The following is a 19,190-nucleotide window of genomic DNA, read 5'->3' on the forward strand; positions in this document are numbered from 1 at the left end:
GCCAGGCGAGTCAATTGAACGCTGTGCGTCAGGGGGGGGTTGGTGATGGGGGAAGCGACAAATATCAAGCCATTGAAGCTCAATGTGCCAGATTTTAGCGAAGACTTGCTTCATACAATTCTGGAACTGGTCAGCGACGGTATTTGGGACTGGAACGCCAACACAGGCTTTGTCTACCGCAACCCCGGTTGGTACACGATGCTCGGCTACGAGCCTCACTCCCTGGAAAACACCGCGTTGACCTGGGAAAACGTTATCCACCCTGATGACTACCCCTCGGTCATGGCCGCGTTTGATGACTACCTGAACCAACGCACGCCCACCTATCAGACCGAGTATCGCTGCCGCATGCTGGACGGCAGTTACCTTTGGATCGAAGACCGCGGCTATGTGCTGTCTCGCAACGCCGACGGCTCGGTAGCGCGGATGGTCGGAGCTCATCGCAGCATTGACGACAAGCGACGTCTGCTCGAGGCATTGGAACGACGCACTCATTCCCTTGAAGCGACCGTAGAAGAACGAACCCGGGAGTTGTCCCGGGTCAATCAGCAGCTTCAGGTTCAACTCGAAGAGAACCGCAGACTGGCGCAAACCGATACGCTGACCTCCATTGCCAATCGCTATCTGATGGAAAAAACCCTGCCTCAGGAATGCGAACGAGCCCAGCGTTTTCGACGCCCCCTGTCCATGATCACCATGGACATCGACGACTTCAAGTTCATCAACGATCACTATGGTCATGCCGTGGGTGATGCGGCAATAGTGCAGGTGGTCGAGAGCGTGAAGCACTGCGTGCGCGAAGGTGATCTGCTGGCGCGATGGGGGGGTGACGAGTTCATCATGATCCTTCCCGATACCTCGTTGGCTGATGCCAGGCTCCTCGCCGAAAAAATCCGCGATGGCCTGCTGAGCTTGCCACCTGTGGGCGCGTTTCAAGTGACCATGAGTTTCGGCGTCGTCCAGCGCTTCGAAGAAGAACAACAGACCGGATTGCTGGCCCGGGCCGATCAGGCGCTGTATCGGTCGAAAGTGGCGGGCAAGAATGTGATTTCGGGGTGACCCTCACCCGACATCAACTGCCATTCACATCCCTGTCTTCACCAACACCGGTTTCTCCTGATACCGATCGGGATACAACCGTTTCAACTGCGCCACTTTCGGTAGATCGTTAATCACGATGTACGGATAGGTCGGGTGCTCGGTCAGAAAATCCTGATGTTCCTCCTCCGCCGAGTAGAAACCGTTGTAGGTTTCCAGCTTGGTCACAATCGGTTTGTTGAACGAATGAGCAGCGTCGAGCTGGGCAATGTAAGCCTGGGCAATGCGTTGCTGTTCGGTGTTCTCAGTGAAAATCGCCGACCGGTATTGAGTGCCGCTATCGGGGCCCTGGCGGTTCAGTTCAGTGGGGTTGTGGGCCACGGAAAAATAGATCTGCAGCAACGTCCCGTAACTGACCTGAGCCGGATCGAAAGTGACCTCGACGGACTCCGCATGGCCGGTATCGCCTTCGCTGACCCGTTCATAGTGGGCAGTGTTGGCCGCACCACCGGCGTAACCGGAGACAGCTTTTTTCACACCTTTAACGTGCTGGAAAACACCTTGGACGCCCCAAAAACATCCGCCGGCAAACACCACTTTTTCGCTGTGGGCCTGGGTCGTTTCATCCAGCGCCGGCGGCGGGACAGCAACTGCGTCTTCAGCACCGAACGAGAATGCCGAGCACTGACCAATGAGGCCGGCAGCGGCCATTCCCAACAAGGTGCGGCGCCAGGTAAACAGGGTTTTCATGGGGCAGACTCCTCAACCAATGGAATGATTTCAACCGAACGTAAACGCATACGCCGACACACCCGGATCGAGAAACTCGATGCTGAACGTCCGGTCCGTCACGCTGCCGCTCTGGCGTATCAACTGATACAAACGCTGTGAGTTCACACTGCCGCTGCCATCGGGCGCCACATCGGTGCCGTGGGCATCACCAGGGGCTTTGCCGTCAATGAGCACTTTGAATCGCACCGGTTTACCGTCGGCGGCGGGGCCCAGCACCAAGTGCAAATCGCGAGCATGGAAGCGATAAACAATGCGACTGTCTGGCGCGCTGGAAGTCGCGCGCTCTGAACCGACATTCCATTTCCCGCCCAGACTCCAGTCGTTGAGGGCCAGTTCGGCGGGTGGGGTGTACGCGGCTACTTTGTCAGGCACAAGACCGGTCTCGGGGGCGAAATGCTCCGCCCGTTGGAAACCGACATAGGTTTCCGGTGATTGCACTTCGTTCATGTCCGGCGCGAGTTGAACCCCTGTTGCATCCGCAGTGATCAGACCGTCCGCGACCTTCACCGCTCCCGCTTCACGCAGCAGTTGCTGAATGACCCTTTCCGAGTCGGCGTACTCGCCTTCACCAAAGTGGTGATAACGAATGCGCCCCTGTGCATCCGCAAAATAATGTGCCGGCCAATATTCGTTGTTGAAGGCGCGCCAGATTTTGTAGTCGTTATCGATAGCCACCGGGTAATTGATGCCCAGGTCTTTCATGGCCTTGGTGACATTGCCGACATCCCGTTCAAAAGCGAATTCCGGTGCATGCACACCAATCACCACCAACCCTTGATCGCGATACTTTTCGGCCCAGGCTTTCACATACGGCAAGCTGCGCAGGCAGTTGATGCAGGAGTAGGTCCAGAAATCCACCAACACGACTTTGCCCTTCAAGGCCTGGGCGGTAAGCGGTGGCGAATTGAGCCATTGCACTGCGCCATCCAGCGCTGGGAGGTCACCTTCAATCGGCAAGGCGCCCGCTGCCTTGGCACTCGCTTTCATCGCGCCACCTGCGGCCATCATTGCCCCGCTGTTGTTCGGTGACTTGCCGGCCAACCGACCCACCAAGGCTTGCTCGATCCCGCCGGTGGACGCCGTCGAAATCCGCGCCAGAATCCCCGTATCCAATCCCAGGGCAATCGCGGCGACACCCGCAAGCATTGCTGCTCCCAAGCCGCGTCGTACCCATTCACCTGCGCCAATTGAACGTTTCATCGCTGCGAAAACTTTACCGCCGAGCAGCAACGCCACGGCGAGCGAGGTGGCGGCACCTGCCGCGTAAGCCAGCAGCAATAAAGTGGTTTCGATGCTTGCCCCTTGTAGCGCCGCACCAGTCAGCAACAGGCCCAGAATCGGCCCGGCGCAAGGTGCCCAGAGCAGGCCGGTGGCGACGCCGATCAGGAATGAAGCGCCCGGACGCGGCCGGAGATCGGCGCCAGCAGCGTCCGACAATCGGCTACCGGCCACCACCAATGGCCGCGTCAGACGTTCGGCCAATCGAGGCAGCAACAGTGTCAGCCCGAACACGGCAACGAACAGCAACGCGAGCCAGCGACCGTACTGATTGACTTGCACCACCCAACCGCCGCCCACCGCCGCCAACGTGGCGACCAGGGCAAAGGTCAGCGCCATCCCTGCCAACAGCGGCAAGCCACTCTTCATAAACGGCTGCCCGGTTCGAGCGAAGACAAAGGGCAGCACCGGTAGAATGCAGGGGCTGACAATCGTCAAAACGCCACCGAGATAAGCGAGAACCAAGAGCCACATAGCGTCGACCTGCATCAAGTGAGTGAAAGGAAATGCCCATGGATCAAGCCGCCCGTGGCTCGAACTTCAGCGCCAGACCGTTCATGCAGTAACGCAGGCCGGTAGGTTTTGGCCCGTCGTCGAAGACATGGCCCAGATGACCGCCACATCGCCGACAGTGGACTTCTTCACGCAGCACACCAAAGGACCGGTCCTGACGAGTGGTCACCGCTTTGTCCAAGGGTGCCCAGAAACTGGGCCAGCCGGTACGACTGTCAAACTTGGTGTCGGATGAGAACAGCGGCAAATCACACCCGGCGCAGGCGAAAACGCCCTTGCGATGTTCATTGTTCAATGGGCTGCTGTAGGCCCGCTCGGTGCCCTCTTCACGGAGGATTTCGTACTGCTCGTCGCTGAGCATGGCGTGCCATTCGCTGTCGCTGCGGGTCACCTCGAACACCTCTGCCGCACGGACCTCACTGACCAGTGCGGTACTGGCGGCAAATTTTGGCAACACACCGATCACCAGGGCTGCAGCGCCAAGCCCGCCGCCCGCTACAAGAAACTGTCGCCGTGAAAACATGGCCTTCTCCAAAATTCCAGCTGCCTGATATGGAACACAGCCTAGGCTTGGGTTGATCGCCAAATCCTCACGAGCAGTTAAACAATTCGTGATAACTCGGACTGAGGAAAACCCGCACAATGTGCCCATTGCGCTACAAAGGATTGAGCTTTATGGAACAGACCAAACGCGTCCTGGTGGTCGAGGACGATCTGCATATCGCCGACCTTATCTGCCTGCATCTTCGCGATGAGCAGTTCGAGGTGGTGCACTGCGCCGACGGTGATGAAGGCATGCGCCTGTTGCAGCAAGGAAGCTGGGACGCCTTGATCCTCGACCTGATGCTGCCCGGTGTCGACGGCCTGGAAATCTGCCGCCGGGCCCGGGCGATGGCCCGCTACACCCCGGTCATCATCACCAGTGCGCGCTCCAGCGAAATGCACCGGATTCTGGGGCTCGAGCTAGGCGCCGACGATTACCTCGCCAAACCTTTTTCGATGCTGGAACTGGTCGCCCGGGTCAAAGCCCTGCTGCGCCGGGTCGACGCCATGGCCCGCAACCTGAAAATGGACTCGGGCAGTCTGATGACGGACGGTCTGTCCATCGACCCGATCACCCGCGATGTCTCGCTCGACGGCCGACGCCTGGATCTCACGCCACGGGAGTTCGACCTGCTGTACTTCTTCGTCCGCCAACCCGGCAAGGTGTTCTCGCGCATGGACTTGCTCAACGCGGTCTGGGGCTACAGCCATGAAGGTTACGAACACACGGTGAACACTCACATCAATCGTCTGCGGGCCAAGATCGAAGCCGATTCGGCGCAACCTGCGCGCATCCTCACGGTGTGGGGGCGTGGCTACAAATTCGCCGTCAAGGAGGAGCAGCCATGAGGCTGACCCTGACAAAACGCCTGTCGCTGGTGTTCGCCATTCTGTTGCTGGTGTGCTGCGGCACATCGGCATGGATGCAAGTGCGCTCCAACAAGATGCATGAGCTGGAAGTGGTCCAGGGGCTGTCGCGCGATCTGGCGCAACATATCGCCCATGACACGGTGCTGATGGACAGCAGCGGCCTTATGCCCAATGCCATCCGTGAATTGTTCAGCAAGCTCATGCAGGTCAACCCCAGCGTCGAGGTCTATCTGCTGGACATCGAGGGCAAGATTGTGGGAAGTGCCGCACCGGAAGGCCGGATACGTCGGGAGCGGATCGATCTGGCCCCCGTCCAGCGCTTGCTCAACGGCGATGCACTGCCGATTCTCGGCGATGACCCGCGCAGCATCGACGGCCGTAAAGTGTTCAGCGCCGCGCCATTGCAGGTCAGCGGTCAGCCGGCCGGTTATCTCTATGTAGTTCTGCTCAGCGAAGAACACGACCGCTTCGCCGAACGCGGTGCCACCAGCGCTGCGCTCAATACCGCACTGATGTCCATCGGTCTGGTAGCGCTGTTGTGCCTGATCGCCGGCCTCACCGCATTTGCCCTGATTACCCGGCCGTTGCGGCGCTTGACCGAAAGGGTCAGCCAGTTCGACATCGATGGCATGCCCTCCACACCACCTGCCTCGGAACCGGTAGACAAAGCCGCCAGTCACGATGAAATTGCCGTGCTGGACGCCGCCTTCCGGCAGATGCAAACCCGCCTCAATGAACAGTGGCGCTCGCTGACGCGTCAGGACCAGGAACGCCGCGAGCTCGTGGCGAACATTTCCCACGACCTGCGCACGCCCTTGGCCTCGCTGCACGGGTACCTGGAAACCCTGTCGCTCAAGGACGCCACGCTATCCCCTGCCGACCGGCGTCGCTATCTGGGCATCGCCCTGGATCAAAGCCGCAAGGTGGGTGGGCTGGCGCAATCGCTGCTGGAACTGGTCAGGCTGGAACACGGTTTCGTACAACCGGTACTGGAGCGATTCTCCCTGACCGATCTGGTGCAGGATATTTTTCAGAAATTCGAATTGACAGCTGAAGCGCGCCAGATTGAGCTGAAGGCCACCTTCGCCCCCAACGTTTCTGCGGCCTGCGCCGACCTGGGGCTGATCGAGCGGGTGTTGACCAACCTGTTCGACAATGCCTTGCGCGATACCCCTCAAGGTGGAGAAATCGAACTGAGCCTGCGTCCCCAGGGACCGTTTATCGAAGTCACTGTCAGCGATACCGGGCCAGGCATTGCTGCGCCGTTGCGCGAAGGTCTGTTCCTGCGACCCTTCAACATTGGCGGTGCTCGACGCGATGGCGGGTTGGGGCTGCGTATCGTGCATCGGATCCTGCAATTGCATGGCCGCGAGATCCAGCTGATCGATCTGCCCGGGCGTGGTGCGACCTTTCGCTTCTCCTTGCCGGTGGATCAGCAAACGGCAGAACAATGGGCGGCTCACTCGATGAATCTGAATTCGATAGGGAAATAGCCCGCAGCACACGTTCCGGCAATGCCCACAAATGCCCTCACGCAAAAATCATGACCAACCGCCTGTTCATCCGTGACAACGCTGCCGCGGTCCAATAGATTAGGCGACCTGAAAAGGCCCCGTGCTTTCTCGCCTCAATTCAAGTTAAAAGAAGTAGTGAAATTTCAATGTCTGATTCCAACACCGCTGAATCCGTAGTCACCTTGTCGTCCAAAGCGGAATACGAAAACTCCATCAATCTTTCACAGCATGTACCTCAGGCCAAGATCATCAGCGAAATGGTCCTGGACGCTTTTCAATCCACCCGGGAAAGCGACCAGATCCGCGAGCTGCGCGCCGCGATACGCCAGGCTCATGACAGCTTCGACGACGATAAAGCCTATGAACTGATGGGCGAACTCAAGCAACTCAAAGACGCGGAAGCGGCCGACATTGCGGCTCTGGAAGACCTGAGCAGCAAATTCTCGATCGGCCGGATTCTCTCCAGTTTCAAGGATGATCCGGCGTTTCAGGAAATCGTCTACGGCCTGGCGCTGAAAGTGCTGAACCAGACGCATCAAGCCGTCAGCAACCCGAGCAGCGGCAAAAGCAAAGCGGCTCGCGCCAAGAAAGACCTTGAAGTGTTCACCATCAGCAAGGACGGCATGAGCGTCACCCTGCCACTGCGCACCCCGCGATCAAGCCTGAACGTTGATCGCAAGGCACTGGAATTCCTCGGCTTTACCTTCGTCGGCGAAGGCGATGAAGCGGAGCTGGAAAGCGAGACTTTCCTGGACAACTCCGGCGCCGAACAAGCGGTCAACCGCAAGAACATCATCACCGCACTGCAACAGCAAACCGCGTTCGACGGCTACAGCATCGCCGCTCAGTAACACGCCCCACCTGAAAGCCCCGCCTACGAGTGAAAGCGGGGCTTTTTATTGCCTGCAGGATTTATAGCGTCGAGGGATGCAAAGCCACGATCATGTCCACTTCTACCGGCGCGTTTTTCGGCAGCTGATAAACACCGACCGTCGTCCGGGTATGTTTTCCGGCATCGCCCAATACTTGGGTGAAGAGATCCGACGCACCGTTGGCCACCTCACTGAGGTCGACGAAGTCGAAGGTGGATTTCACATAAACGGTCATGCGAAGCACTGCCTTGACGTTTTCCAGTGAACCGACGGCCTCGCGGATGAGCGCCAGAGCGCGTATGGCACTGATGCTCGCGGCCTCCTGAGCGTCGGCCAGATTGAGTTCCAGCCCCACTCGACCGGGGTACTGGATTTTGCCGTTCATTCGCGGCACCAGACCACTGAGATACAGCTCATCGCCATACCGAAGCAGTAGCGCGTAATGCCCGCCGGCCGGGTTTTCGTCGTAGATATCGAAACCGAGTTCTTTGGCCATCGCGAGAAAACGTTCGTCGCGGGTTATGTGCTTAATCATCTACCGAGCTCTCCTGATCCATCATGCGAACTGCGTCCTTGATGGTAGAGACAGACGCTTCTCCTGATCAGGGCAAGTTCGTATAGAATCCAGCGAACTTTACTGCCAGGGAGACCAGTAAAATGCAGGCTCAGCGCGCCGTGATCGCCGCCATCGAGTTCCAGCCGGGAGCGCCGTTGGTGCAGCAGATTGTCGATCAGCTGTCCGTGGCGATCAGCCAGGGGGGCCTGCCGCACGGGGCCAAGTTGCCGCCGATTCGCGAACTCTCTGAGTTAATGAACGTCGGTAAATCCACCGTGGTCGACGCCCTCGACAGATTGCGCGCCAAGGGACTGGTGGTCTCACGCCAGGGCTCGGGGCATTACGTCCACCGGGCGAGCCCGCAAGCTCCTGCTGCTGGCCCGGATCTGCAACCGCAAGACACCCTCAGCAGGGTCCGCCGCGCAGTGCTGCTCGATAACGGCGCGCTGCGTCCCGGCTGTGGATTTCTGCCCGGCTCATGGCTGCCCGCCGAAGAATTGCTCAAAGCAGTGCGCGGCACCCTTCGCGCGACGTCATTGCGCATGGGCGAATACGGTGAGGTCGGTGGTTACCGACCGCTGCGTGAGGCGTTGCGGGTGAAGTTGTCGGGCTTCGGCATCGAAGTACCTGTGGAACAAATCATCACCACCGCTAACACCATGCAGACCATCGACCAGTTGATGCGCCTGTTGATAAAACCCGGTGATACGGTACTGCTCGACGACCCGTGCTACTTCAACCTGCACACCAACCTGGCGTTGCACGGTGCCAGGATCATCACCCTGCCCCGCGATTGCAATGGTCTGGACCTGGAGGCTTTCGAGCAATTGCTGATCGCCCATCGCCCCGCGCTCTACATGACCAACAGCACCCTGCATAACCCGACCGGGCACTCGTTTTCCGCGGCGCAGGTTTATCGCCTGCTGGAGTTGAGTCACCGTTACGGCTTCCACATTGTGGAAGACGATCTGTACGGCGATCTCCAGCAACGACRCACCCCACGCCTGGCCGCCAGCGGGCTGGACACGGTCAGCTACGTATCCGGTTTCTCCAAGACCCTGACGGCGAATAGCCGGGTCAGTTACGCCGTGTTGTCACCGCAACTGGCCGCCCGAATGATTGCCCTGAAGATGAGTATCGGCGGAGTGACCTCGGAATTGGCGGAGCAGATTATCCACACCATGCTCAGCAACGGCAGCTACGCCAAACACATCCGGCGCACGGTTGACCGCCTGTATGAATCGAGCAGTCGCGTGGCGCGCTGGCTGGTGGAGGCGGGATGCTCGGTGTCGTCGCTGCCAGGTGAAGGACTGTTCATCTGGACCCGTTTGCCCAACGGATTGCAGGCCGAAAACCTCGCCAACAAAGGCCTCAAGAATGACTTGGTGCTAACGCCCGGTACCATGTTGAGCAAAGCTGCCGACGCCAATAGTTTTCTGCGCTTCAATGTTGCGCACAGTGATGATTTACAGGTGCGCGAGCGGTTTTTCCGTTTGCTCGATAAGTAAGATTCCTGACACACCGAGGTGTGGCCATCGCGAGCAGGCTCGCTCCCACATTCGACCGCGTTCCTCCAGTTGGAATGCGATCCCCTGTGGGAGCGAGCCTGCTCGCGATGGCCGCGACACGGTCTACCAGAAAGCCCCAACAAAAAGCCCCGCACTTCTCTCGAAGGCGGGGCTTTTGTTTACAGCATCCGACGCTTAAGGCGCGTACGTCAGCAGCAGCTCGGTCGGCACTTTGAAGTCCAGGGACATCATCACGCTCAACGCGGTAATGGTGAAGATCGAGAACACGAACAGCTTGCGTGCCCAGACCGTATCATCCACTGCCTTGTAACCGGTCCAGGCCATGTACAACCAGTACATGCCCATGGCGGCGGCGACGGCGAGGTAGCTCATGCCGACGTAACCGCTGAAGGTCAGCATCAAGGTCGCCACGAGGAACGCCAGGATGTAGATCAGGATGTGCTTCTTGGCCACTTCGATGCCGCGCTTCACTGGCAGCACCGGAATCGATGCGGCCAGGTAATCGTTGAAGCGGAAAATCGCGATGGCGTAGGAATGCGGCATCTGCCACAGGCTGAACATCACCAGCAACGTCAGTGCGGCCATGTCGAAGCTGTTGGTCACAGCGACGTAGCCAATCACCGGCGGCATGGCGCCCGACAGACTGCCCACGAGCGTGCCGTGAACCGACTTGCGCTTGAGGTACAGGCTGTAGAAGCCGACGTAGATGACGAAACCGATCACCGCGAACAGCGCGGCCAGCGGGTTTGCCACCTTGTACAACAACGCAACGCCGGCAACACCCAGGACGGTCGCAAAGGCCAGGGCCAGTTTCAGGGAGATCAAGCCCTGGACCAGCACCCGGTTCTTGGTGCGTTCCATCTTCAGGTCAATGTCGCGGTCGATGCAGTTGTTGAACACGCAACCGGAAGCTACCACCAGGGACGTGCCGATCATGGCGGCCAGGAAAATGGCCAGATCGACATGCCCTTTCGAGGCCAGGAAAAATCCGCCCGCCACAGAAAGCACGTTACCGAAAATGATCCCCGGTTTGGTGATTTGGATAAAGTGCTTAAAGGACATCCGGACTTACCTCACTTCGCCATCATGAACGTGTGGATGCTGAACATGATCCACAGCGACAGGCCAACCAGCAGGACAATCACGATCGCGGCGAAAACAAACGCGATCACGTTGTTACGCTGCGCGGCCGAACGGTCCAGGTGCAGGAAGTACACCAGGTGCACCAGCACCTGGATGATCGCGAACGCGAGGACGATCCACAACGTGATCGACTTCGGCAGCGACGGGTACATCACCAGCGCAAACGGGATGACGGTCAGGATCACCGACAGGATGAAGCCGATCGCGTAGGACTTGACGCTGCCGTGGCCGGCATCGTGGCTGTCATGGGCGTGTGTATTAGCCATTTACATAGTCCCCATCAGATAAACAACGGTGAATACGCAGATCCACACGACGTCCAGGAAGTGCCAGAACAGGCTCAGGCAGCTCAGGCGGGTCTTGTTGGTCGACGTCAGGCCATGCTTCTTGACCTGATACATCATGATCGCCATCCAGATCAGACCGCTGGTCACGTGCAGACCGTGGGTACCGACCAGGGTGAAGAACCCGGACAGGAAGCCGCTGCGGCTAGGGCCGTAGCCTTCGGAGATCAACATGTGGAACTCGTTGATCTCCATGCCGATGAAGCCGGCGCCGAACAGGAAGGTCATGGCCAGCCAGCCCAGGACCTGCTTCTTGTTGCCCCGGTAGAACGCCAGCATGGCGAAGCCGTAGGTGATCGAACTGAACAACAGCAGAGCGGTTTCGCCCAGCACGTATGGCAGCTCGAAAATGTCGTGGCCCGACGGGCCACCCGCTACGTTGTTAACCAGTACCGCGTACACCGCGAAGATCGACGCAAACAGAATGCAGTCGGTCATCAGGTAGAGCCAGAAACCGTATACGGTCATCTCGCCCGAGTCGTGGTGATGGTCATCGTGCCCATGTCCATCGACATGGGTGTGTCCAGCATTGGTCACTAAGTTCGACATGGTTTAAGCCTGTTCCAACGAGGTTTCAACACGGGTGGCGGTGGCCGGGATTTTCCCTGCCGCGACCAGACGCTTGTGCTGCTCGGCTTCGATGCGTTCGATCACATCGACCGGCACCATGTAGCCTTGATCGTCACGTGCAGCGTGGATCACGAAGTAGATGACGGTGCCGGCCAAGCTAGCGATTGCCAGCCACCAGATGTGCCAGATCATTGCGAAACCGAACACGGTCAACAGCGCGCCCATCACAACGCCAGTGGCGGTGTTGTTCGGCATGTGGATCGGCTCGTACCTGGCCGGAGCCTTGTACGCAGTACCGTTTTCCTTCGCTTCGGTGAACGGGTCGATGCAGTCGGCTTTCGGCAGCACGGCGAAGTTGTAGAACGGTGGTGGCGACGAGGTCGACCATTCCAGCGTGTGGGCATTCCACGGATCACCGTGATCGCAGATGTTTTCTGGCTTGTTACGGTCACGCACACTCACGTAAAGCTGGATCAGTTGGCAAGCAATACCCACCGCGATCATCACCGCACCGAACAGAGCCACGTACAGGTACGGCACCCACTCAGGGTTGGTGCTGGCGTTCAGACGACGGGTCATGCCCATGAAGCCCAGTACGTAGAGCGGCATGAACGCGACGAAGAAGCCGGTGATCCAGAACCAGAATGCCGCCTTGCCCCAACCTTCGTGCAGCTTGAAGCCGAACGCTTTCGGGAAGTAGAAGGCGAAGCCAGCGATGTAGCCGAATACCGCGCCGCCGATGATCACGTTATGGAAGTGCGCGATCACGAACAGGCTGTTGTGCAGAACGAAGTCAGCACCCGGAATGGCCAGCAATACGCCGGTCATGCCGCCGATGGCGAAGGTCACCATGAAGCCCAGGGTCCACAGCACCTGGCTGGTGAAACGCAGACGGCCCTGGTAGATGGTGAACAGCCAGTTAAATAGCTTCACACCCGTCGGGATGGAAATCAGCATCGTCGCCAGACCGAAGAAGGCGTTGACGCTGGCACCCGAACCCATGGTGAAGAAGTGGTGCAGCCAAACCATGAAGCCCAGTACCGAGATCGCGCCGGAAGCGTAGATCATCGAGTGGTGGCCAAACAGTTTCTTGCCGGTGAAGGCCGAGATGACTTCCGAGAAAATGCCGAACGCCGGCAGGATCAGGATGTACACCTCAGGGTGACCCCAGGCCCAGAACAGGTTGACGTACATCATTGGATTACCACCAAGTTCATTGGTGAAAATGTGGAAATCCATGTAACGGTCAAGCGTCAGCAAAGCCAGGGTAGCGGTCAGGATCGGGAAGGAAGCGACGATCAAGACGTTGGCCCAGGTGCAGGTCCAGGTGAAGATCGGCATGTCCATCAGTTTCATGCCAGGGGTACGCATTTTCAGCACGGTAGCCAGGAAGTTGACCCCCGTTAACGTCGTACCTAGACCCGATAACTGTAGCGCCCAGATGTAGTAATCCATCCCCACGCCCGGACTGTATTGCAGACCCGACAACGGTGGATAAGCAACCCAACCGGTCTTGGCGAACTCGCCGACGCCCAGGGACAGGTTGATCAGCACCACGCCGGACACCAGCAGCCAGAAGCTCAGGGAGTTCAGGAACGGAAAGGCAACGTCACGCGCGCCGATCTGCAGCGGCACTGCAAGGTTCATCAGGCCGGTAAAGAATGGCATCGCCATGAAGATGATCATGATCACACCGTGAGCGGTGAAGATCTGGTCATAGTGTTCAGGCGGCAGATAGCCAGGCGAACCCTCGGTGGCCATGGCCAACTGGGTACGCATCATGATGGCGTCGGCAAAGCCGCGCAGCAGCATGACCATGGCGACGATGATGTACATCACGCCGATTTTCTTGTGGTCGACCGACGTCAGCCACTCGGTCCACAGGTAGGTCCACTTCTTGAAGTAGGTGATTGCAGCGAACAGCGACAGACCACCGAGCGCGATCATGGCGATGGTTATCATCACGATCGGTTCGTGGAACGGGACCGCTTCCCAACTTAATTTACCAAACATCGTTTACTCCTCTGCCCCGGCAGCTGAATGCGAGTTCATGTCCATTCCTTGCGTAGCGGCCACTTCTTTCTCTTTCTTCTCGTGCTTCACCTTAGGACCCGGTTTCATACCTTCGTACTTGTCGACGATGGTCTGGAACAGGTTCGGCGTCACCGAGGAGTAGAGCTCGACTGGGTTGTTCTGGCTCTGCTTGGCAAGGGCTGCGTACTCAGCTTGTTCAAGCTGCTTAGGTGCCTTTTTGACTTCACTTACCCAGGCGTCGAAATCTTCCTGGGAAGTTGCGATCGCTTTGAATTTCATGCCGGTGAAACCTGCGCCGCTGTAGTTGGCGGAGATACCGYCCATTTCAGCGTTACGGTCGGCGATCAGGTGCAGTTTGGTCTGCATGCCTGCCATCGCGTAGATCTGGCCGCCCAGGCCCGGAATGAAGAACGAGTTCATCACGGCGTCGGAGGTGATCTTGAAGTTGATTGGCGTGTGCGCCGGGAACACGATCTTGTTGACCGTGGCAATGCCTTGTTCCGGGTAGATGAACAGCCACTTCCAGTCCAGCGCGACCACTTCGATGGTCACAGGCTTGACGTCGGATTCAATCGGACGGTAAGGGTCCAATTCGTGGGTCGAAATGTAGGTGATGTAACCCAGGGCAATGATGATCAGGACCGGGATGGTCCAGACTGCCACTTCGATTTTGGTCGAGTGCGACCATTTCGGGGTGTAAATGGCGTTCTTGTTAGAGGCACGGTACTTCCAGGCGAACAGGAAGGTCATGACGATAACCGGCACCACGACCAACAGCATCAGCAGCGTGGCGGTGATGATCAGGTTTCGCTGTTCCAGGCCGACCTGGCCCGTGGGATTGAGCAAGGTCATGTTGCAGCCTCCCAGCAACAACGTGCCGAGCAGCGGCACTAGGCCTAGTAATCTGGGGTACCTGTTTTTACTCATCTCACGACCTCTAAAGCAGCTTGCGCAATGCAGTTGGGTTTTGATCGCCAACACTTCACCCTGCCAAGGGTTGGCATTTTTCTTGGATTGAATAAGGGGCTGCCCGTCGCGCGTCAGACGCTGCTCGACAAATCCTGGGCCAGCGGTAAGTTCTTATTCGATTTCGTGGTCAAAGGCCTTGTTACAGACCAATTCCATTTGGTGCGGATAGTTGGAAAGGCTCCGACACCTGGGAGTCGCATGAAGCGTTCAAGCCCCTCGACACCCTGTTTTCTGCTCATGCACCTGAGTAAAGGTGAGCAGTGCCGGGATTTCAGTGCGGGCGATTGTAGATATGTACCGACTCATAAACCATGTCTCATCTCGAAATAATTTCTATCCATTCCGGCAACAATCCATATCGCATTTCGCAAAAGCGCGGCATGTTATCGAAATTCATTCTCAACAAAAACACCAAAATTAGTAGGTCTACCTTGCGCAGTTCAGACAGGTCCGGGGTCCCCGCTTCCGACGCCGTCATCGCCCAATCCCCTATGAGACAAGGGCTCTGGCGATTCGCCAGCCCCTGTTAAAACTGCCTGCTTGATCATTTCCAGGGTGATGTGATGAACCACAGGAACAGTCCAATTTTGTTGTCTTGTCCTGCGTCAATTAATCCGCTTGAAACGCCTAGCGACACTCACGCTGTGACAACGTGTCGCACACGTGTCGCACCCCTGGTTGCCGCGCATCACGGTCTTTTTACCTGACCTCTAAAATGCTAAACGCCCCAGCCCTCTCAATGAGGGTCGGGGCGTTTTTATGGATGACGCTGCGGTGCGGCGAACCGCCTCAGCGCAGCGCTTTACGGTTACGCGAAGTGAGCAACGGCACCAGAATCACGATCAGCACGAACGACACCAGCGCCCATTGCGCCAGCGACAGACCGAGGATAGGCGGGTACGGCGTGGAACAGAAGCCATCCACCTGGAAACCCAGCGGGAAGATTTTCGCCAGCGGCAAACTATCCACAATCGGTTGCAACACGTCGATGCCGCAGCTGACCGCAGGATAGAACTGGGTGTAAACGTGGTGCCCGGCGACCGCTGTGCCTGCAATGGCACAGATGACCACCAGCGTCTCAAACACAGTAATGCTGCGACGGGTGCGCGTTGTCGCGCCGACGAAGGCAAACACCGCAATCAGCAATAACGCGTAGCGCTGGAGGATGCACAGCGGGCACGGAGCCTCGCCCTTGAACACTTGCAGGTACAACGCACCACCAATCAACGCCAGGCAAATGATGCCCAGTAACACCAGGTAGCGCCGTTCGCGCCCCAACCGCATTGTTTCCTCGCTCATCGCGCTTCCCTATTAGATAGCAGTTGCCGCCAGTCTACACGCAGGCTCCGACGTTTGAGAGCCTGGCGCGTGCTGTTGGATTGAGGGGAATAAACGATAAACCGGTTAAGAAGGGATTAACTTTTCGAACAGTCTTCAAGAATTGAGACCGAGGCGCGGCCATTCGCGAGCAGGCTCGCACACAATTGACCGCGTCGAGCACCAATCATGTGTCCGACGCGGATCCAATGTGGGAGCGAGCCTGCTCGCGAAGCAGGCGACTCGGTCTCCCGAGTCGCCACACACATTTACTCCAGCGCCGCAGCCGGCCCAAAGAACTCATAACGGCTTTGCTTCTCCGGAACCCCCAAGGCCTTGAGGTGACGCTTGACCGCGGCCATGAACCCTTTAGGTCCCAGGAAGTAAGCATCCAGGTCACGCTGCTCGGGCAACCACTCGCCCAATTGTTCCTGACTCAACAACCCGACCTTGTGCGCAGCGGCACTGACACCGTCATCTTCGTCGTAGCAATAGAAGCGCTTGAGTTGCGGATGACGTTCGGCCAACCCATCGATCCAGTCGCGGAAGGCATGCACGCTGCCGTTACGCGAGCAGTGGATAAAATGTACCGGGCGCTCGGTGGCCAATGCAGCTTCGAGCATTGCCAGCGTCGGAGTGATGCCGACGCCGCCACTGATCAGCACCAGCGGTTTGTCGCTGGCCGTCAGGGTGAAATCGCCCGAGGGCGGGAACAACTGAATGCTCGAACCGACCTGCAGATTATCGTGCAAGTGGTTAGACGCACGCCCACCGGTTTCACGTTTGACGCTGATGCGGTAGTGACCCTTGTTCGCCAACGCCGACAGCGAGTAGTTGCGACGAATCTCCTCGCCATCGAGGATCAGTTTCATGCCGATGTACTGGCCAGGCTCCGCCGCAAGGATCGGGCCTTTGTCGGCAGGTTCGAAGTAGAACGAGGTGATTTCCGCGCTTTCCTCGACCTTGGCCACGACGATGAATTCCCGCGCCCCGCGCCAGCCGCCAAGGGCTTGTTCTTTCTGGTCGTAAATACTGGCTTCGGCACCGATCAAAATCTCGGCGAGTTGACCATACGCCGCACCCCAGGCCGAAATAACCTCAGGGGTGGCGATTTCTTCACCCAGCACTTCAGCGATGGCGCGCAGCAGGCAGCTGCCGACAATCGGGTAGTGTTCCGGCAGGATTTGCAGGGCCACGTGCTTGTTGATGATTTTGGCCACCAGGTCGCCCAATTGGTCGAGCTGGTCGATGTGCCGTGCGTACATCAAAACACCGTTGGCCAGTGCGCGTGGCTGATCACCGCTGGCCTGGTGAGCCTGGTTGAACAGCGGGCGGACTTCCGGGTATTCGGAGAGCATCATGCGGTAGAAGTGCGTAATCAGCGCTTCGCCGCCGCTTTCCAGCAGTGGCACGGTGGATTTGACGATGGCACGGTCTTGAACGCTAAGCATAAGGACGACTCCGGAGCTTTATGTGTATTTCCTTAGACATATCAGTTTCCATGCCAAAGTTATATTCGTTAAAAATCAATAACTTGAAAACAACGTAGTCATATCGACACAAGCTGATTTATAGTCATAGCGACTACATGGAGTCACTATGACTGCAAAATCCTTGCTCACCGCCCTGCTGCCTCTGGTCTCTGACCTGTCCCGCGAACTGCCCGAAGGCGAGCGCTATCGACGCCTGCTCGAAGCCATGCGCGCCCTGCTCCCCTGCGATGCCGCTGCCTTGCTGCGCCTTGATGGCGAATGGCTGGTGCCGTTGGCCGTCGACGGGTTGAGCACCGACACGCTGGGCCGGCGTTTCAAAGTCAGCGAACACCCGCGCTTCGAGGCCTTGCTCAGCAGCCACGGCCCGACCCGCTTTGCCGCCRACAGCGACCTGCCTGACCCTTACGACGGACTGGTCGACGGCCTCGACGATCATCTGGAAGTCCATGATTGCATGGGTTGCCCGCTGTTTATCGACGAACGCCCGTGGGGTTTACTGACACTCGACGCCCTTGACCCGGAACAATTTGAACCCATCGAACTGGATGCCCTGCAAGCCTTTGCCAGCCTCGCGGCAGCCACGGTCAACGCCGCCGAACGCATCGAGCGCCTGGCCAATCGCGTCGAAGACGAACACCAGCGCGCCGAGGTTTACCGTCAGGCCAGCGGTCAGCAGGACCGCGAAATGATCGGCCAAAGCAAGGTGCACAAACGCTTGGTGGAAGAAATCAGCCTGGTGGGCGGCAGTGACCTGACCGTACTGATCACTGGCGAAACCGGGGTCGGCAAGGAACTGGTGGCGCAGGCGATCCATGCCGCTTCTGCGCGGGCCGACAAACCGATCATCAGCCTTAACTGCGCGGCCCTGCCTGACACTCTTGTCGAAAGCGAGTTGTTCGGCCACGTGCGGGGCGCGTTCACCGGGGCGACGAGTGATCGTCGCGGCAAGTTCGAACTGGCCAATGGCGGCACGCTGTTTCTCGATGAAGTCGGTGAACTGTCACTGACGGTGCAAGCCAAACTGCTGCGGGTCCTGCAAAGCGGGCAATTGCAGCGCTTGGGTTCGGACAAGGAACACCAGGTGGACGTGCGCCTGATCGCGGCGACTAACCGTGACCTGGCCGAGGAAGTGCGCAACGGTCGCTACCGTGCCGACTTTTACCACCGATTGAGCGTTTACCCCTTGCTGGTACCGGCACTGCGCGATCGCGGACGGGATGTATTGCTGCTCAGCGGCTTCTTCCTGGAGCAAAACCGCTCGCGCATGGGCCTCAACAGCCTGCGCTTGAACAGTGATGCCCAGGCCGCATTAATGGCCTACAACTGGCCGGGGAACGTGCGGGAGCTGGAGCATTTGATTGGCCGAAGTGCACTCAAAGCGCTGGGCAACTGCAAGGACCGACCGAAGATTCTCAGCCTGAGCGCTGCGGACCTGGATTTGCCCACAGGCCGCGTCGAGGCCATCAGCGAGCAGCCAGAGGCCAGCCCTTTCTTGCTGGTGTCTGGTGATTTGCGTGAAGCCACCGAGAACTATCAGCGGCAATTGATCAGTGCTTGCCTGGAGCGGCACCACAACAACTGGGCGAGTGCGGCCCGTGAGCTGGGCTTGGATCGGGCGAATCTGGGGCGCATGGCCAAACGATTGGGGATGAAATAACTCGCCCCCTGTAGATACCGTCTTGAACCTCACCGGGCAATCGCGTTTTGTCAGGCAAATYCCAGACGCAGCCTCGCGTTGCTCGTCAGCTGCTACGGGGAGGGTGGTGAGTCAGAGCTGGTTGAGGGGATTTGTAGCAGCTGCCGAGCCTGCGAGGC

The 19,190-nt window shown here is 58.3% G+C and carries 17 protein-coding genes; 6 read left to right on the plus strand and 11 right to left on the minus strand.

Annotated elements, in window-relative coordinates; genetic code table 11:
* The first annotated feature begins 45 nt into the window (after positions 1-45).
* On the plus strand, positions 46-1,059 hold the full coding sequence (locus tag AC1DSG_RS04780) for a sensor domain-containing diguanylate cyclase (protein ID WP_477789822.1): 1,014 nt from the start codon (positions 46-48) through the stop codon (positions 1,057-1,059).
* A gap of 24 nt (positions 1,060-1,083) precedes the next feature.
* Here AC1DSG_RS04780 and msrA read toward each other — a convergent pair whose 3' ends face one another.
* The 3 genes from msrA to msrB are packed head-to-tail and all read right to left on the minus strand — an operon-like array spanning position 1,084 to position 4,144.
* Positions 1,084-1,788: a peptide-methionine (S)-S-oxide reductase MsrA gene (gene msrA, locus AC1DSG_RS04785; protein WP_477789823.1), complete on the minus strand. Its 705-nt coding sequence runs from the start codon at positions 1,786-1,788 to the stop codon at positions 1,084-1,086.
* A gap of 30 nt (positions 1,789-1,818) precedes the next feature.
* A complete protein-coding gene (locus tag AC1DSG_RS04790; protein WP_477789824.1) occupies positions 1,819-3,582 on the minus strand; it encodes a cytochrome c biogenesis protein DipZ in 1,764 nt (587 codons plus the stop codon).
* 43 nt (positions 3,583-3,625) lie between these two features.
* Positions 3,626-4,144: a peptide-methionine (R)-S-oxide reductase MsrB gene (gene msrB, locus AC1DSG_RS04795; protein ID WP_477789825.1), complete on the minus strand. Its 519-nt coding sequence runs from the start codon at positions 4,142-4,144 to the stop codon at positions 3,626-3,628.
* 152 nt (positions 4,145-4,296) lie between these two features.
* Here msrB and AC1DSG_RS04800 point away from each other — a divergent pair, with 152 nt between their 5' ends.
* The 3 genes from AC1DSG_RS04800 to AC1DSG_RS04810 all read left to right on the plus strand — a co-directional run bounded on the left by AC1DSG_RS04800 (position 4,297) and on the right by AC1DSG_RS04810 (position 7,399).
* Positions 4,297-5,013 (plus strand): response regulator transcription factor, encoded by a 717-nt coding sequence (locus AC1DSG_RS04800; RefSeq protein WP_477789826.1) that lies wholly within the window; start codon positions 4,297-4,299, stop codon positions 5,011-5,013.
* Positions 5,010-6,527, plus strand: coding sequence for a sensor histidine kinase (locus tag AC1DSG_RS04805; protein WP_477789827.1), 1,518 nt, complete (start codon positions 5,010-5,012; stop codon positions 6,525-6,527). The genes AC1DSG_RS04800 and AC1DSG_RS04805 overlap by 4 nt, the downstream gene beginning before the upstream one ends.
* Before the next feature lie 167 nt (positions 6,528-6,694).
* On the plus strand, positions 6,695-7,399 hold the full coding sequence (locus AC1DSG_RS04810; protein ID WP_477789828.1) for a hypothetical protein: 705 nt from the start codon (positions 6,695-6,697) through the stop codon (positions 7,397-7,399).
* 61 nt (positions 7,400-7,460) lie between these two features.
* Here AC1DSG_RS04810 and AC1DSG_RS04815 read toward each other — a convergent pair whose 3' ends face one another.
* Positions 7,461-7,955, minus strand: a complete 495-nt coding sequence (locus tag AC1DSG_RS04815; RefSeq protein WP_477789829.1) for a RidA family protein — start codon at positions 7,953-7,955, stop codon at positions 7,461-7,463.
* A 122-nt stretch (positions 7,956-8,077) separates the two neighbouring features.
* On the opposite strand from AC1DSG_RS04815, the gene AC1DSG_RS04820 reads away from it, so the two are divergent.
* On the plus strand, positions 8,078-9,484 hold the full coding sequence (locus tag AC1DSG_RS04820; protein ID WP_477789830.1) for an aminotransferase-like domain-containing protein: 1,407 nt from the start codon (positions 8,078-8,080) through the stop codon (positions 9,482-9,484).
* A 195-nt stretch (positions 9,485-9,679) separates the two neighbouring features.
* Here the strand turns inward: AC1DSG_RS04820 and cyoE are convergent, their stop codons facing one another.
* From cyoE to hmpA, 7 genes are all read right to left on the minus strand, one after another.
* Positions 9,680-10,567, minus strand: a complete 888-nt coding sequence (gene cyoE / locus AC1DSG_RS04825; protein WP_477789831.1) for a heme o synthase — start codon at positions 10,565-10,567, stop codon at positions 9,680-9,682.
* A gap of 11 nt (positions 10,568-10,578) precedes the next feature.
* Positions 10,579-10,914 carry a cytochrome o ubiquinol oxidase subunit IV gene (cyoD, locus tag AC1DSG_RS04830; protein ID WP_150782420.1) on the minus strand — a complete coding sequence of 112 codons (336 nt, stop codon included), beginning with the start codon at positions 10,912-10,914 and terminating at the stop codon, positions 10,579-10,581.
* Positions 10,915-11,541, minus strand: coding sequence for a cytochrome o ubiquinol oxidase subunit III (locus tag AC1DSG_RS04835; protein WP_477789832.1), 627 nt, complete (start codon positions 11,539-11,541; stop codon positions 10,915-10,917).
* 3 nt (positions 11,542-11,544) lie between these two features.
* Positions 11,545-13,575: a cytochrome o ubiquinol oxidase subunit I gene (gene cyoB, locus AC1DSG_RS04840; protein WP_477789833.1), complete on the minus strand. Its 2,031-nt coding sequence runs from the start codon at positions 13,573-13,575 to the stop codon at positions 11,545-11,547.
* 3 nt (positions 13,576-13,578) lie between these two features.
* Positions 13,579-14,523 (minus strand): ubiquinol oxidase subunit II, encoded by a 945-nt coding sequence (gene cyoA / locus AC1DSG_RS04845; RefSeq protein ID WP_477789834.1) that lies wholly within the window; start codon positions 14,521-14,523, stop codon positions 13,579-13,581.
* Positions 14,524-15,354: 831 nt separating this feature from the next.
* Positions 15,355-15,864 carry a disulfide bond formation protein B gene (locus tag AC1DSG_RS04850; RefSeq protein WP_477789835.1) on the minus strand — a complete coding sequence of 170 codons (510 nt, stop codon included), beginning with the start codon at positions 15,862-15,864 and terminating at the stop codon, positions 15,355-15,357.
* A gap of 287 nt (positions 15,865-16,151) precedes the next feature.
* Entirely contained in the window at positions 16,152-17,333 is a 1,182-nt protein-coding gene (hmpA, locus tag AC1DSG_RS04855) for an NO-inducible flavohemoprotein (protein WP_477789836.1), read from the minus strand.
* 148 nt (positions 17,334-17,481) lie between these two features.
* Between hmpA and norR the strand changes: the two genes are divergently transcribed.
* Positions 17,482-19,032, plus strand: a complete 1,551-nt coding sequence (gene norR, locus AC1DSG_RS04860; RefSeq protein WP_477789837.1) for a nitric oxide reductase transcriptional regulator NorR — start codon at positions 17,482-17,484, stop codon at positions 19,030-19,032.
* Positions 19,033-19,190: the final 158 nt, after the last annotated feature.

Source organism: Pseudomonas sp. P5_A12, from assembly GCF_056400685.1.